9 protein-coding genes and 1 riboswitch are annotated in these 15,560 nt (G+C 72.4%); of the genes, 6 read left to right on the top strand and 3 right to left on the bottom strand.

Going from position 1 to position 15,560, the window contains the following annotated elements; genetic code table 11:
* Positions 1-292 precede the first annotated feature (292 nt).
* The 4 genes from ND747_RS04305 (at position 293) to fxsT (ending at position 8,320) form a co-directional block, all read left to right on the top strand.
* A complete protein-coding gene (locus ND747_RS04305; protein WP_251731958.1) occupies positions 293-1,852 on the top strand; it encodes a family 16 glycosylhydrolase in 1,560 nt (519 codons plus the stop codon).
* Between the two features lie 197 nt (positions 1,853-2,049).
* The gene (locus tag ND747_RS04300; protein ID WP_251731957.1) at positions 2,050-2,649 is read left to right on the top strand and encodes an effector-associated domain EAD1-containing protein; all 600 of its coding nucleotides are present in this window, start codon (positions 2,050-2,052) and stop codon (positions 2,647-2,649) included.
* 14 nt (positions 2,650-2,663) lie between these two features.
* Entirely contained in the window at positions 2,664-4,346 is a 1,683-nt protein-coding gene (locus tag ND747_RS04295; protein WP_251731956.1) for a hypothetical protein, read from the top strand.
* Positions 4,343-8,320 carry an FxSxx-COOH system tetratricopeptide repeat protein gene (fxsT, locus tag ND747_RS04290; RefSeq protein ID WP_251731954.1) on the top strand — a complete coding sequence of 1,326 codons (3,978 nt, stop codon included), beginning with the start codon at positions 4,343-4,345 and terminating at the stop codon, positions 8,318-8,320. The genes ND747_RS04295 and fxsT overlap by 4 nt, the downstream gene beginning before the upstream one ends.
* A gap of 88 nt (positions 8,321-8,408) precedes the next feature.
* Here the strand turns inward: fxsT and ND747_RS04285 are convergent, their stop codons facing one another.
* The 3 genes from ND747_RS04285 to ND747_RS04275 form a co-directional block, all read right to left on the bottom strand.
* The gene (locus ND747_RS04285) at positions 8,409-10,361 is read right to left on the bottom strand and encodes an HEXXH motif domain-containing protein (RefSeq protein WP_251731953.1); all 1,953 of its coding nucleotides are present in this window, start codon (positions 10,359-10,361) and stop codon (positions 8,409-8,411) included.
* Positions 10,361-10,543 (bottom strand): hypothetical protein, encoded by a 183-nt coding sequence (locus tag ND747_RS04280; RefSeq protein ID WP_251731952.1) that lies wholly within the window; start codon positions 10,541-10,543, stop codon positions 10,361-10,363. Before ND747_RS04280 ends, ND747_RS04285 begins: the two co-directional genes overlap by 1 nt.
* 238 nt (positions 10,544-10,781) lie before the next feature.
* Positions 10,782-13,199 (bottom strand): serine/threonine-protein kinase, encoded by a 2,418-nt coding sequence (locus ND747_RS04275; RefSeq protein WP_285899969.1) that lies wholly within the window; start codon positions 13,197-13,199, stop codon positions 10,782-10,784.
* A gap of 140 nt (positions 13,200-13,339) precedes the next feature.
* Positions 13,340-13,540, top strand: a riboswitch (cobalamin riboswitch).
* A 116-nt stretch (positions 13,541-13,656) separates the two neighbouring features.
* On the opposite strand from ND747_RS04275, the gene bluB reads away from it, so the two are divergent.
* Positions 13,657-14,280 (top strand): 5,6-dimethylbenzimidazole synthase, encoded by a 624-nt coding sequence (gene bluB / locus ND747_RS04270; protein WP_251731981.1) that lies wholly within the window; start codon positions 13,657-13,659, stop codon positions 14,278-14,280.
* Between the two features lie 99 nt (positions 14,281-14,379).
* The gene (locus tag ND747_RS04265) at positions 14,380-15,288 is read left to right on the top strand and encodes a TIGR03564 family F420-dependent LLM class oxidoreductase (RefSeq protein WP_251731950.1); all 909 of its coding nucleotides are present in this window, start codon (positions 14,380-14,382) and stop codon (positions 15,286-15,288) included.
* Positions 15,289-15,560: the final 272 nt, after the last annotated feature.

Here is a 15,560-nt window from a genome sequence, read left to right as displayed (position 1 = left end):
GACGAAGGCCCACCCACACCGGGGTGGCCGCAGGTCGGCCCCGGGTGGGGGTAGGCGAACGTGCGGGGGTAGGCGAAAGAGGGTGGGACGACCGGGTGCGTCAGAAGGACGGTCTGCCGACAACGGGCAGATCGCTTCGATCAAGGCGGGGATTGTTGAACTGCCACCGTCCGCCGACGAACCAGGCGAACGGCGTTTTCACAACAGAAATCCTACAGGCCATCGAGTCATATGCACTGAGCGCCCTGCCGTTTACCATGCGCTCATGGCGATACGGCTGGGTCGTCCAGTAATGCTCGCAGTAGTCGCCGCCGTCACCCTTGCCTTCGGGTTGGCGCCGGCTGCCGACGCGACGTCGCGGGCGCACCACGGGGCCGGATCCCCCGACGCCGCGACCGCCGTGCCCACCCCGGCTGCCGTGCCCGCCGCACAGCCGCCGGCAGAGCCCATGGACGTTCCCGCGTCGACGGGCACATCGGCAGAGGCATCGGTGTCGACGCAGACGTCGAGCTCGCCGTCGGCGGGATCGGCCTCGCCGTCCGCGGGGGTGGACGCGTCGGCGCCCCGGCTCCGCCTGGTGGTGTTCGAGCAGGACATCGTGCTCGTCGCGGCGCGCGGCTTTCCGGTACAGGCCCCGATCGAGCTGACCGCGACGGCCACCGGCCTGCGGGGCAGCACGACGACGCGCACCGACGCCGACGGGCGCCTGATCGTCGGCTTCCTGCTGCCCGCGGGCTACGACGGATCCGTCACCGTCACCGCCACCTCGGGCCCGACGAGCGCCACGAGCACCCTCGCGGTGACCGTGCCCACCGCCGCCCCGCACGCCACGACCTCGCCGTCCACCGCCTCCTCCGCACCCACTCCGTCGTCGCCCATGCCCTCGCCCTCGACGTCCTCCCCGGCCTCGCCGTCGGCTCCGTCGTTGGCTCCGGGTGCGACGCCCGCCGCCACCGCCGCCAGCTCCGAGGCGTCCCCGGCGGCGTCCACGCCCGTCGCGCCATCGACGAGCGGGGCGCCGCTGGCCGCCACCGGGGGTGGGGCACCCCAGCCGGTCGGGCCGGTCAGCCCGGGGGGTCGGGGCTGGAAGCTCGTCCTCGGCGACGACTTCGACGGCACCGCGCTGGACCGGACGAAGTGGCAGCTGTGCAATCCGAGCTTCCGTTCCCTGTGCCTGCCGTGGAACAACGAGAAGGAGATCTTCAACACCGCCGCGACGGACAACGCCAACGTCCGCGTGGCCGACGGCGCGCTGCACCTGAGCGCCACCCGGGACGCCGGCGGGCAGATCCACTCCGGCATGGTCAGCACCGGTCCGTGGCCGGCCTCCTTCGGCCCCGCCCCGGCCGGTTACCAGCCCTTCTCCTACACCTACGGCTACTACGAGGGCCGCGTCCGCATTCCCCGCGGCAACGGGTTCTGGCCGTCGATGTGGCAGCTGCCCGCAGGGACCACCGGCGGCGCCGGCTGGCCCGACACCGGCGAGATGGACGTCTTCGAGATCCCCGGCAACAATCCGTCCGAGTACCACTTCACCGCCCACTGGGGTGGCGGTGGCGGCGAATGCGGTCACCCCTGCTCCCCGCAGCAGGCGACGATCTCCGACGCGTCCGCCGGCTGGCACGTCTTCGGCCTGGACTGGGAGCCCGACGGCCTGACCTGGTATGTCGATGGAAAGAAGATGGGTCGCACCGTCAGCGATCCGGGTGCGGTGAAGAACACCCCGTTCTACGTCATCGCCAACTTCAGCGTCGGCGGAAGCTGGGGTCCCCTCGGCGGCGGGGTGGACGCGAGTACCCCGTTCCCCGCCAGCATGGACATCGACTACCTGCGCGTCTACCAACGCGCCTGACCGTCACCCCGACGGTCTCCCAGCCGACGGCCGGCTCCCACCCGAAGGTGACCCGCCGGGTGGCGGATCAGTCGCATAATGCATTATCGGGGGAACTCGGGTGACGGCAGGGCTGCCTGTCGAGCCTCGGACGACGGCACCGGTGGGGGCTGGGGGTCGCGGCGAGGTGGTTTCCGAACGCCTGGAGCGGGGGCGAGGTGCGGACGCAGGACGGGGCGGACGACCCCCGGGTCGCGCGTGCGCTGATCGTGGCCGCGCTGGCTGACGCGCCCACGTTCGAACGTGCCGCCGCCCGCCGGCTGCTGCATGACCGCGTCGTCGATCACCTTGGGCCGGGGTGCGAGCTGTACCTCGCCGAGTACGACGTGCCCCACCAGTGGTTCGCCGCCCTCATCCACGAGCTGGCGCAGGAGCCGGGCGGGCTCACCGCGCTGTGTCGCGCGGTGGATGATCTCCAGCCCGGTTCCCGGCTGTCCCGCCAGCTCGCCCGGCTCGTTGTGGCTGAGGAGGCACCCGATGACCGGGCGTCGATGCAGCAGCACCGGCAGCTGGAACCGGTCGAGCTCCGTGAGCTGGCGGTGATCTTCGGTACCGGGGTCGGCGCGCGGCAGCTGCTGGTCGCGGCCGGGCTGCCGGCGGAACGCATCCCGGTCGCCGAGGGCGACGCGGCTGCCTTCTGGACGCAGGTGTCATGGCTGCTCGGGCACGGGCTGATCCGCGACGGGCGTCGGCGGGTCCTCGCGGCCGCAGCCAGGGCCTTTCCGGGCAACCGCGTGTTCGCCACCGACGGCTCCTGACGGAGCGTCTGCTCATGAGGGTGGTGTCCGACGAGGAACGGGAACGTCCGATGACGATCGGCCAGTCGAGGAGAGACTCTCCCCGATCTGTCCGTCGGGTTACGCTGTGCACCAGATTCGGCGAGCTGCGCGATGAGGGGCGGCTGCCGGCGAGCCTGGTGCGAGCACCCGGGGGGGCCGTGACCCAGCGCGAATCGTCGTCCGTGCGGCGTGATCTGTTGCGTGCGCAGTTGCTGCGTGGGTTCGTCGACGTGCTCGACCACCGCGCCGCTCCGCTCGACCTGGCCCAGCGGGCCCTGTTGGTGGAGTGTTTCGAGCGGCGTGCCGGCGTCCGGCTGTACCTTCCGCAGCTCGACGTTCCCCGCGACTGGTGCTTCCAGTTCGTGACGGGATGCGTCGACGATCTCGACGACGGGGTGCAGACCCTCGTCGACGCGGTCGAGGACCTGCGTCCGAACTCGGTACTGGTACGTAACCTGCGGCACCTGCAGGATGAATGGGACGCCCTGGAGGTCGCCGACCAGGCTGGTGAGTTGTGGGAGGTGCTGCGCACGGAGCTGGGTGCGATCCCCGCGGAGGCGGCGACTCGAGCGTTTCGCCAGGCCTGCCGCCCGGGGCAGCCGCCCGAGCACTGCGTGGACGCCTGGCAGCTGTTCGTATGGGCCGCCGGGCGGGAGCCGCCCCCGGATGCCCTGGCGCCGCACGCGATGTTCCTGCTGCGCTGCGCCGATCTGCTCACACCCACCACGGCGGTCCGGGTCGAGGCGTGGCTGCGCGCGCTGGCCTATCAGCGGGATCTCACCCCGCAGCTGAACCGGTCCCGGCTCGAAGCCGCTGTCTTCTCCACCTGGTCCGGGGCGCGGCGCACCTGCGTGGTCTGCCTGCAGTTCCAACCGCTCGGGTCGGCGCGCACGCATCGCGCGGCCTGGTGGCTGGGCTGGGCGGGGGAGAGCGTCCCCTACCGTGGTCCGGCCCGACCGGCGCTCCCGGAGGAGTTCGAACAGATCGCTGCCCAGGTGATCGACGAGGCCGAGGAGGTCCTGGCGGGTGAGCTGCCGACCGGTGCGCTTGCCACCCTGACCGTGGAGATCGTCCTACCGGTGGAGCAGCTCGCCCTGCCCGTCACCGGGTGGGGCCGCACAGTCGGTGGCACCCGCCGTCTCCTGCTGCAGGACCACGCCCTCGTGGTGCGCAGCTTTGACCGTGCGCACTGGCCTGCCGCCGCCCGGTTTCGCTGGTTGCAGCGCTGGGCCGCGCTCACGCAGGCGGGCGGCGCCGCTCCGGTGGCGGTAGACGCCGCCCAGGTCGGCGTCTATGGACTGGACACCGACCAGCGGATCAGTGCGGTCGCGATCAGCGGTCTGCCCACCCCCGGATCGCCGGCCCACCGTCAGCTCACCGGTGCGCTGGCGGCGGGCATCGGTGTCGCTGCCTGGGAGCAGCCCGACCCCGACCGTCCCGCTGACGACACCGCCCTGATCTCCCTGCTGGTCGACGGCAGTCCCCTCGACCTGCCGCACCGCTTCCGCATCGAGAACCTCGCCCGCCTGGAGTCGCTCGGTGACCTCGCCGCCCTCGGCGATCCGGCGAAGGCCCGCGACGCCGCTGCCCGGCGCACGGCAACCCTGCTCTGGGATGATCCGGGACAGTTCGCCGGATGTGCCCGGTCCGACGCGACGTCGTGGGAGATCACATGACGGCGGACGACGCCCGTGGCCTGCACCGGCCGGCCGACGACCAGGCGGACAAGCCGACCCGGCTGCGATACCTGCGGGAGTCACCTCGCGGTGGGCTGCCGTCGACCGGCTGGGACGAGCGTGGATTCGCCGAGACCCTGGGCCTGGCCCTGCGCCCGCTGCCGGCGGATCCCTGGGATCTCCACCTCGTGGTCGACGCGAACCCGACGTTTTCCGCCGTGTGGTCCGATGCGGTTCCCGTGCTGGCCGGGACGCTGCGGGAACAGCGGGCGTTCCACCGGGTCGCGGTCACCTACCTGGTTCCCGACCACGATCCGACTCACCACAATCCGACTCACCACAATCCGACCGATCGTGGTTTGACCGATCGTGGCCTGGTCGACTACCTGGACGCCGTCCGTCCCCGGGGGGGCGCGGCGCGGCGGATGACCTGGCTGCTGACCGACGGGATGGGCCCGGCCTGGCGGTCCGGACGGATGGCGCGGGTACTCGGCGGTTGGGCGGTCGGCGGGCCGGTGGCGGTCCTCGACGTGCTCGCGGCGCACACCTGGCAGCAGAGCGACCTGCGGGCCGCGCGGGTGCGGATGCTCGGGGTCGGTGCCGACGATCCGGGCCGGGTGAGCTCGTGGCACTACGGCCAGCAGGCGCCCCCACGCTCCACCGGGACGAGCCGTGCGGGTGGGACGGACAGCGCGGGCGCCCCGGACGGCGTGGGTGCGCCTGCGGGCGGGGCCGGCGTGGCAGCCGGGTTCCCGACGGTGCCGATACCCGTGCTGGAAATCGACGCAGGGTGGATCGCCCGGTGGGCCCACTTCGTCGCCGCGCGGGATCTGAGCTGGTTCGAGACCGCTGCGGTCATCGCCGGGCCCGGCGCACCGCCGGCACCAGACCCGGCCGCACCGGACCTGGCGTCATCGGCGGCCGAGCGGCTCGCCGCCTTCTGCGCCTACGCCTCGCCCACCGCCCAGCGCCTGGCCGCGCTGCTGGCGGTCGTCCCCGCGCTGGGACGTCGTGGCCTGCGTGCGGTCGCCGGCATTGCCGGTGCCCACCGGCGGGACCTGTCCGAGGTGTTCGCCTTCGGTCTGCTGACGCCCGGTACCGCCCGGACGACGTTCGAGCCCGATCCCGACCTGCGCGGCGCCCTGCGTGCCCAGCTCACCCGCTCCGACGTCGAACGGGTGCGCCGCGCTGTCGACCCGACCACCCCGCCGCCCCCGCGCCCACCCACGCGGTCGCCGGGGCCCAGCCCGACCCGCAGCCCGACACCACGTCCACAATCCGAGACTGAGAGTGAAAATCTCATCACTATGAGTAGTATCGCTGGGGTGGGTCGACTCATGCCCGAGGCCATCGGGTCCTCGACGGAGATTCCCGCCAGCCGGCGGGACGACAGCGGGACGGGTCCACCCGTGCGCGGCACCGAAACGCCGGCACCGAGTGCCCCGGAACCGAGTACTCCGGAACCGAGTACCCCTGAGCCGTCGGGTCACCTGCCGCGGGTGTGGGCCAACGTGCCGCCACGCAATCCCCACTTCACGGGTCGGCACGATCTGCTGGTCGACCTTGACGTCCGGTTGCGCGAGGGGATCACCTCCGTCCTGCCCGAGGCGCTGCACGGGATGGGCGGGGTCGGCAAGACGCAGCTTGCCGCCGAGTATGTCTACCGGCATCTGGGCGACTTCGACGTCATCTGGTGGATTCCCGCCGAGCAGAGCGTCCAGATCGGCAACGCCCTCATCGAGCTGGGCCAGCGGCTCGGCCTTGACGTCGGTGCCGAGGCGAACGTCGCCGTCCGGCAGGTCGTCGAGGCGCTGCGGTTGGGGGACCCGTACCCGCGTTGGCTGCTCGTGTTCGACAACGCCGACGACCCCGCGTCGGTGCGAGAGTACTTCCCCGCCTCCCCGACGGGGCGGATCCTGGTCACTTCGCGTGATCCCGGGTGGGCAAACGTGAGCCGCCCCCTCGAAGTGGCCGTGTTCCGCCGTGACGAGAGCATCGACCTGCTGCGTAGCCGCGGCGGCCCGCTGACCGACGCCGACGCCGACCGGCTCGCCGCCGCCCTTGGTGACCTTCCGCTGGCGATCGAGACCGCCGCGACCTGGCGGGCCGAAACCGGTATGTCCGCCGACGAGTATCTGCTACTGCTCGAGAGCAAGCTGACCGATCTGCTCGACACCCAGACGGCCGACTACCCGCGCCCGGTCACCGCCGCCTGGAACGTGTCGCTGGACCGGCTGGCCGAAAGCAACCCGGCGGCGCTGGAGCTTCTCCAGGTATGCGCCTCCTTTGCGCCGGCGCCGATCTCCCGTCAGCTGCTGTCCCGGGCGTTCAACGAAACGATCTCCCCGCCCCTGGACGCGGCGTTGCGCGACCCGGTGAAGCTCAGCCGCGCGATCCGCGACGTCCACCGCTTCGCGCTGGCCCGCATCGACCATCGCGACAGCTCCATCGGAATGCACCGGCTCGTGCAGGCCGTGCTGGTCAACCGGATGACGCCGCAGCAGCAGGGGACCATGCGCCATGGCGCGCATGTGATGCTCGCGGCAAGCGACCCGAACGACCCGTTCAACCCCGCGCTGTGGCCGGTGTACGCGGACCTGTATCCGCATCTGGTCGCGTCGAACACCGAGCGGTGCGAGGATCCCCGGGTCCGACAGGTGCTGCTCAACCTGTGTGACTACCTCTGGGCCTGGGGCGACCACGAGGGCAGTGTCGAGTTCGGCCGCCGGGTGTACGACGCGTGGCGGGCCGGCTTCGGTGACGAGGATCCGTACACCCTCCAGATCGGGCTGCGGTTCGGCTGGGGGCTGGTCGCCGTCGGCCGCTACGCCGAGGCCGCCGAGGTGAACCAGCGCACCTACGAGCTGTCGACCAGGATCAACGGTCCCGACGCCGAGATGACGAACGAGCTCATGGGCAACGTCGGCGCCGACCTGCGCTGGCGCGGCGAGTTCGCGGCGGCACTCGAGATCGCCCAGGACGCCCATGCCCGCGCCCGCAGGGCGTTCGGCTCCGATGATCCGCAGACGCTGAGCACCGCCCACAATGTGGCGGTGTGCCTGCGCCTGCTCGGCCGGTTCAGCGAGTCCGTGGTGCTCGGCGAACAGGCCTGGGTCCAGAGCGTGCGACTGTTCGGGGAGGACAGCTCGAGCAGTCTGTCGACCCTGACCGGGGTCACCCTCGACCACCGGGAGCTCGGTGACTACCTCGGTGCCCGGGCCGCGCAGGAGAACATCGAGGCCGGTTTCCGACGGCTGTACGACATCTCGGCGGAGCATCCGTCCCGGTTGCACGCCAGCCGCTACCTGGCGGTGGCCCATCGCAAGGCCGGCGACCATCCGCGGGCCCTCACCCTGTCTCGTGAGGTCGAGCAACGCTTCTTCAACCGTTACGGTGGCTGGCACCCGTCGTCGCTCGCCGCCGCACTGGGACTGTCCATCGATCTGCGCCACGCTGGGCTGCTGCACGAGGCCCGCGCGATGTGCCTGCGGACGCTGCGTCGCTACGGTGAAAAAATCGGCGAGACGCATCCGCACACCCTCGCCGCGGCGGTCAACCTTGCCGTCATCGACCGGCTGGCAGGTCGTGCCGACGCCGCGCTCGACCTCGACGAGCAGACCCTGGCCGCCTTCGTCGAACGACTCGATGAGGCCCATCCCAGCACGCTCGCCGCAGCCGCGAACCTTGCCAGCGACCTGCACGCGCTGGGCCGCTTCGCCGCGGCGCTCGAGCGGGACGAACGCACGCTGGCGATCTCGACCGAGGTGCTCGGCGAGCAGCATCCCTCCACGCTGGCTGTGGCGGCGAACCTGGCGATGGACCTGCGGTCCCTCGGCCGCACCGATGAGGCACGCGAGCGGCAGGCCAGCACGCTGACCCGGATAGACGCGGTGCTCGGCCGCGACCACCCCGCCGCGCGCCAGGTGGTCGCCTGGATCCGGCTGGACTGTGACATCGACCCGATGCCCATCTGATCCGTCCGGCCAGGGCCGTCGGATCGGGCGGCGGGTGGCTGCTGCCCGGGCGATCGCCGCGGTGGGCCGGGCGTGCCACGGTGGGGGGTCAGGCGTCAGGTGGAGCAGGGGACGGCGGCGCGACGAGGGGGGCGAGCCAGGCGGCGAGATGGGGCACTACCCCCTGCGCCGCCGCCGGCCCGTCGCTTCGGACGACCTCCCGGGTCACCGCCGCGACGAGCTCGGGCCGCATCTGCAGCACACGGCCCGCCGGATGGTCCGCGCCGAGAGCCAGGCCCAGCCCGACCAGCGCCCGCCGGTGCTGCCCGGGCCGGTTCAGCTGTGCCAGGTAGAGCGCCCGCGCTCGGTCCCGGTCACCGCGTACGAGAGCACAGTCGGCGGCGCTCGCGCCGCGATAGACCCGCTGCGCCCCCTCCCGCTCGGTGCGGCGAAAGACATCCCGGTCGGCCAGCCACAACCGGGCCAGGCAGGCCCGGGTGTCGAATGCGCGGGCATCCGGATCGGGATCGAGGCGATAGGCGATCGCGGCCGGCTCGACGGGCGGCACCTGGGCGCCGGCGAGCCACGCTGCGGCAAGGCCGCGCGCGACCTGCGACCTCGCGACGAGATGATGATGCACGTGCCACAGCGCGCGGGCATCCGTGGTGGCCAGTTCCGCGAGGCGGCCGGCCTCGGCCGGTACCGGCTCGGTGAGCCAGCTGCGCACCGTGGTGACGACACCGGTCACGAAGCGGCGGCCCAGCGCGGTCAACGCCCCGGTCCGCAGCAGCTCGCGGCCGGTGTCGAACACTGCGCCCCGCCACAGGGCGAACTCGAAGTGGGCGAGCATCGCTTCGTTGCCTCGCGCCAGGTGGCGCTGGACGTGCCAGAAGTCGGCAACGCCGAAGAACGCGTACATCCCCTGCAGCATGCCCCTGGCGGGGCGCGGGTCGTCCCGCCAGGGCACCCGGTACCGTCGTGCAGCTGCCGCGGGATCGAGCAGATCGCCCAGGTGCGTCACGATGCCGAGCACCGCATGGCGCAGTTCGTGGGAGAGCATCACGGCGCCGTCCACCCCGTCCGACGGCACGGAGAGCTCCACGCTGCCGACCGCGTCCGCCGAGGTGGCGCTGAATGATCGGAAGCGCTGGGCGGCCGGCCGTGGCACGATGGCGGTGATCGTCGCGTCGAGTGCCGCCGCGGTCCGCGGATGCCCCGCCCGCAGCACACGCCGGGCCGCGGCAAGCCGGCTTTCCCACTCGGCGATCTGCACGGCGGGTAGCCAGTCCGGGCCGGCTGTGCCGCTGACCTGGCGATACGGGTCGACGTCCTCGATGGTGACCCCACTGGCAAGTGATCGGGTCGCCCGCCAGTGCAGCTGCGACGGCGCGTCGTGCAGGTCGCCTGGACGGTCGGCATCGGATGGACGGTCGGAGCCGTCCGGATGGCCGGGAACGGTGAGGTGTACCGCGGCCAGGGGACCGACGACGCGTGCGCCCGCGTCGGTCACCTCGACCGTGGCGTGGTCCCAGAGATCCAGCCCGGCGAGGTGGGCATGGCCGAGCGAGGGCAGATGGACGACGCCACGGCGGGCGGGGACCGCCAGGGTGCAGGCGCATCCGGCGCGCACCGCGGTCGCGACCGCCAGCGCATGCAGGTAACCGACCTCCACCCACAGCGGTAACTCCGCATGGACCCCTGCCGGCTCGGCGCCGGAGGGCTGACCGCGCAGCCGGCGCAGCAGCCGGGCGGCCCAGGCCCCGGTGAACGGCCGGTCGATGACCGCCCGGGCCGCCGCGGGGTCGCGGCGCTCGGCCGCGACGAGCAGCTCCCACGCGTCGTCCACCGGCACCAGCGGTCCCGCAGCGCCGGGCTGTACCCGCAAGAGCTCCAGCGCGGCGCGCAGGGCCAGGCGGCGATAACTGGTCTCGGCGTCCAGCAGCCGCCGCACGACGCCGTGATCGAGCCTGCCCAGTGCCAGCGAGTCGACGTCAGTACCGGACAGCGTGTGCAGGCCGATCTGCGGACTGTCGGGCGGGCGACCGGGCGGTGCCGCCGGCATCAGTCCAGCCGGCTACGGCAGCCGCCGCTGTCGTCGTTGGCAGACCATGCGCTGAACGCATCGACGTTGTGCAGCAGCTGGTCGACGCCGGACCGTAGAACCTCGTCCGCGCTGTCCCGGAGCTTGTCGAGACTCAGCTCGCGTACGTCGGCGAGCTGCAAACCGAGGGCGGCGTCAGCCATGGCGCTCCCGTTCATCCCCGACGGTTCCGCTCAGTGACCGAAACCGGCAGCCGAAACGTCACCTGTCGGGCAGAAGGTCAAGGCCGCTGTCTGAGTGTCGCACAACAACCACGCCTGGAGTGGCGAACGCAGGCGTCGGTCGCGTACCGGCAGGAGCAGGGGGCACGCGGTGAGCGTGTGGGTCAGGTGCCGTGCCGGCGTACCGTCCGCGGGAACGGCCGTCCTCGCCGGGGGACGGTCAGTGGGCGGTGCAGGAGGGGCGGATGTCGATGCCCGCGTAGTAGCGCTCGGCGGCGGGGGCGAGCGGGATCAGGCAGTACAGCGAACTGGCCGTGATGGCATCGCGTACGGAGCGGAAATGCCGGTCATCGTCGGCGCCCCACAGCGCGCGCTCGAAGTCGGCGCGGTCCTCGACCAGCGTATGGGCGGCGAAGGCGACCAGGGCCGGGTCTGCGGCGGCGTCGACCACCAGCCCGTTGGGCGCACCGATGGTGTTCACCTCCGGCACGCCGGCGTAGTCGCCGGGGCTGACGGCCACCGGCTCGTACACTCGACCGGCGACGAACCGGTCACCGAGCCGGTAACGGTAGGCGTCGTCCCAGTTCGTCATCATCGCCGGGAGGGAGTCCGCCAGCGGCAGCAGCCGCACCCGCAGCCCGGCGCCCAGGGCCTGCACGATCTGCGGGGTCGGCGCGCCACCAGCCCACACCAGGCCGTCGACCCGGTGTGCCTGCAGATCCGCCAGGCCGCTGGTGAGATTGTTCGGCACGGTCGGTGGATTACATTTCAGTACGTTCTTGAACAGGACGTCGCCGAGCTGCTCGGTGCCGGAGTTGTTCTGCCCGGTGGAGACCCGGTGGCCGCACAGCTGCGCCGCCGTCGTGATCGACGAGTCGGCCCGCACCAGCACGTGCAGCAGATCGAACCAGAGCGGGCCGACCGTGCGCAGGTCAGGCAGCGGTCCGTTGCTGAACTGGTTGACCCCGAACCGGGCGTCCACGGTGGTGTTGAGCTGGACCACAGCCATCGCGCAGGTCGTGCCGGTGGAATCCTGCAGGCGCAGCAGGTTGTCGCCGGTGCCGTTGGTGGCCAGCACCTCCACGTCGGTGCCGGGATAGCGGTCGGTGATGCGCGCTTTCAGCGCCTTGCCGTAGGCGTAGTAGGGGGTGCCGTGCTGCCCGGTGTTGATGGTGACGGTCGTGCAGGTCCCCAGCCGCGCCGCCGGATGCCACGGGGAGACGGGCGACGGCGGGACCAGCACGGCCACCAGGGCCAGGATCACCGCGGCGGCCGAGGCCAGGCCGAACAGCGCGCGTCGCCCTCGACGTCGCGGTCGCGGTCCGGGAGCGGTCCGACCCGCCGCGCCACCGGCACCATCGGAGCCGCCGGCACCATCGGAGCCGCCGGCACCATCGGAGCCGCCGGCACCATCGGAGCCGCCGGCACCATCCGAGCCGCCGGGACCATCCGCGGCACCTGCGCCCACCGACGAGCCGGCGCCGACCAGCGGGCCGACGAGGGTCGAGCTGGGCCGGGTGTCGGACGGGTCGACCGCGGTGGAGGGCTCGGCGGTGCCGGTCGGGCCGACCGGGACGCGCTGGCGCGGCGGCGCGATGATCGTGGTCTCCCAGTCGCGTCTGGCGCCGGAACTGCCGGACTCGAACGGCTCCGGCTCGGTGTCGCCGAGCAGGCTGCCGATCAGCTGGCGGGCGTCGGGACGACGGTCGGGATTCTTGTGCAGAGCCCGGCGGACGATCACCTCGAGGTCGGGGGCGAGACCGGTCAGGTCCGGCTCCTCGTAGACGACCCGCTCGAACAGCTCCGCGAAGGTGCCCTCGCCGAACGGCGCCCGCCCGGTCGCCGCGTACAGCACCACTCCGGCCCAGGCGAAGACGTCCGCGGGTCGGGAAATATCGAACATGCCCTGGTGGCGGGCGCGCTGCGCCTGCTCCGGGGCCATGTACGCCGGGGTCAGCCACTGTGGGACGTCCGGGTCGTCGCCGGCGTCCGCGCCGGTGCGCTCGGGGCCGACCAGCGCCGCGGCCACCCCGAAGTCGATGACCCGGGGACCGAACCTGGCCAGCAGCACGTTCGCCGGTTTGAGATCCCGGTGCACGACACCGGCGTTGTGGATGGCCCGCAGCGCGGAGGCCACGCCGATCGCGAACCGTTTGGTGTCGAACTCCGACAGCGGTTCGCCGGAAGTGATCTGGCGGCGAAGATCTGGACCGTCGACATACTCGGTCACCAGATAGGGGGTGGCCCCGGTATCGAAGTCGAGCACCGCCGCCGTGCAGAAGGGCTGTACCCGCCGGGCGCTTCTGATTTCCTGGAGAAAGCGACCGCGGAATCCCGGCGCGGCCACGTACTCGGCACGGATCGCTTTGACGGCCACCGGGGCGTCGTGATCGCGCGCCGCATAGTAGACGGTGCCCATCCCGCCTTCACCGAGGACGCGCTGCAGACGGTATGGACCGATTTCGTCCGGATCATGGGGGCGAAGGGGTAGTCCGGGCAGGTCCGACCGGCGGCCAGGTCCGTTACCCGGCACAGGATGCCCGCCTGCCGGAAATCCCGGGCTGCCCGTCACGCTGCTCCCGTCCGACGTGATCCGACCAGTCGCACTCCGGTGAGTCCGGCTGCTCGAAGGAACCATACCGGAGCGAAAAGTCTCCGCGGAATGAGGCTCGCCACCCGGTTATCGGCATTTCGGCCCGGCCCGGCGGCCCGTGCGCCGGCACTGGCCCGGACGGGTGACGGCCGGACTGATCGGGCCGGGTGAGTTGGTAGCGTCCGCCCTGGCAACGTAAGCGGGGTGTCCCGGGTGACCGGGAAGAATCGGGAAGCCGGTGGAAGTCCGGCACGGGCCCGCCGCGGTGACCGGGGAGCAGCCGTCCACGCGTCTCCCACGCAGCCACTGGGCCGTGCGGCCTGGGAAGGCGGGCGGCCGGCGTCGATCCGGGAGTCCGAAGACCGGCCCCGCCACAGCGCCGCCCTCACCGGCGGCCCGGCAGCGGGAGCCTGGCGTGTCCACCCAGCACGATTCCACCCAGCACCATTCCACCCAGCACCATTCCACCGAGCACGATTCCACTGCGCAGGTCCTCTACGACCTGCTGCACCGCCGTCGGGACGTGCGTGGCGAGTTCACCGGCGCCCCCGTACCCGATCCCGTCCTGCGTCGCGTGCTCGCGGCCGGGCATGCCGCGCCCAGTGTCGGGCTGAGTCAGCCGTGGGATTTTGTCGTCGTTCATGATCTCGAGACCCGGCGCGCGTTCGCCGCGCACGTGCAGCGGGAACGGGCGGTGTTCGAGGCGACGCTTGATCCGCAGCGGTCCGCCCGGTTCGCCCAGATCCGCATCGACGGGGTGCTTGCCTCGTCGCTGTCGCTGGTCGTCACCTACGACCCGGCCCGAGGCGCCCCGGCGGTGCTCGGCCGGCACGCGATCGCCGACACCGGCCTCTACTCGGTGTGCCTGGCCGTGCAGAACCTCTGGCTGGCCGCGACCGCCGAGGGACTTGGGGTCGGCTGGGTGTCGTTCTACCGCGAACCGTTCGTGCGTGACCTGCTCGGCATCCCGGCCGGGATCCGCCCGGTCGCCTGGCTGTGCGTGGGTCCGGTGACCGCCCTGGCGGAACTCCCCGACCTGGAACGACACGGCTGGGCCCGGCGACGTCCCCTGGCGGAGGTCCTGCACGCCGAGCGGTGGGGCAGCCGCGGCGAGGCCCGGACCTGACGAGGCCACTGTCGGCTACCGCTACGTACCACCCGTGAGCACGACGCTGGTCGCGGCAGCTTGCCGCACCATGTCACGCCCCATGCACCTGGAGTCATAGTGAAGATCGGGATCTACCTTGCCAACGCGGCCGGCCCGCAGGACGTCGTCGAGCGGGTCCGGGCGGCGGCCGACGCCCGTCTGGACAGCGTCCATCTCAGTCAGCTGATCGGCTGGGACGCGCTCACGCTGGTGGCGATCGGCGCGGCCGCGGTGCCCGACATCGAGCTGGGTACCGCCGTCGTCGCCACCTACCCGCGCCATCCCGTCGCCCTCGCCGGGCAGGCCATGACCGCCCAGGCGGTGAGCTCGCGTCCGCTCACCCTGGGCGTCGGGCCCAGCCATCAGGTCGTCATCGAGGGAGTGTTCGGCCACAGCTACGACCGTCCCGTGCGGCACATCCGCGAGTACCTCACCGCGCTGCGCCCGCTGCTGCGCGGCGAGCCGGTCGAGGTGCGCGGGCAGACCCTCACCGCGGTCGGCCAGCTCGACCTGCCCGCCATCCAGACGCCGTCGCTGCTGCTGGCGGCGCTGGGGCCCACGATGCTGACCGTCGCCGGCGAGCTCGCGGACGGCACGGTGACGGTGTGGACGGGGCCCGGAACGGTTGCCGACCACATCGTGCCGACGATCACCAAGGCGGCCGACGCGGCGGGACGCCCCAAGCCGCGGGTGGTCAGCGCGGTCGGACTGTGCGTGACCAGCGACCCGGACCGGATCCGCGCCTCGGTGGCCGAGCGGCTCGGCTTCGCCGGCAGCCTGCCCGCCTACCGGGCGACCCTCGAACGCGAGGGCCTGGCCGGCGTGCACGAGACGGTGGTGGCCGGCGACGAGGCCACCGTCGCGCGGGCGGTGCGTCGCTACCGGGACGCCGGCGCGACCGAGCTGCTGGTCGGGCTGCTCGGCGACGCCGAGGAACAGGCCCGGACCCTGCGCCTGGCCGCCGACCTGCGCCCATCCATGGCCTGACCGCACCGCCCGGACGGCCCCGGCCCGGCCGACCCTGAACGGATGTGCCCGAGGCCGGGGGCCCGTTTGTGGGCTGTCCGTTCGGGCCGTCCAGGTGACTCGGGGTCGCTGCGGGCGCCCGGGCACCGGCGGGCCATGCGTCCGTGGCGGTGCCAGCCCTGGACGCCTGACCTGCCTGAGGTGCCCGGGCCGCGGGTGGTGATCGGCTCCCGGTCCCCGGGCGGGGTGACCCGCACCGAACCGTTCACCCCCGGTGATGAAACCCATATCGA

Origin of the sequence: Frankia sp. R82 (assembly GCF_023716925.1) — a bacterium.
GTDB lineage: Bacteria > Actinomycetota > Actinomycetes > Frankiales > Frankiaceae > Frankia.
The sequence above is the reverse complement of the archived record's forward strand: the minus strand, read 5'-3'. Positions and strand labels throughout refer to the sequence as shown.

What these genes read in the sequence shown, in the direction of transcription:
- ND747_RS04280 (WP_251731952.1), bottom strand. Translation starts at nt 10,543, where the DNA reads ATGGCTGACGCCGCCCTCGGTTTGCAGCTCGCCGACGTACGCGAGCTG.
- fxsT (WP_251731954.1), top strand. Translation starts at nt 4,343, where the DNA reads ATGACGGCGGACGACGCCCGTGGCCTGCACCGGCCGGCCGACGACCAG.
- ND747_RS04305 (WP_251731958.1), top strand. Translation starts at nt 293, where the DNA reads ATGCTCGCAGTAGTCGCCGCCGTCACCCTTGCCTTCGGGTTGGCGCCG.
- ND747_RS04295 (WP_251731956.1), top strand. Translation starts at nt 2,664, where the DNA reads ATGAGGGTGGTGTCCGACGAGGAACGGGAACGTCCGATGACGATCGGC.
- ND747_RS04275 (WP_285899969.1), bottom strand. Translation starts at nt 13,199, where the DNA reads ATGGTTCCTTCGAGCAGCCGGACTCACCGGAGTGCGACTGGTCGGATC.
- ND747_RS04285 (WP_251731953.1), bottom strand. Translation starts at nt 10,361, where the DNA reads ATGCCGGCGGCACCGCCCGGTCGCCCGCCCGACAGTCCGCAGATCGGC.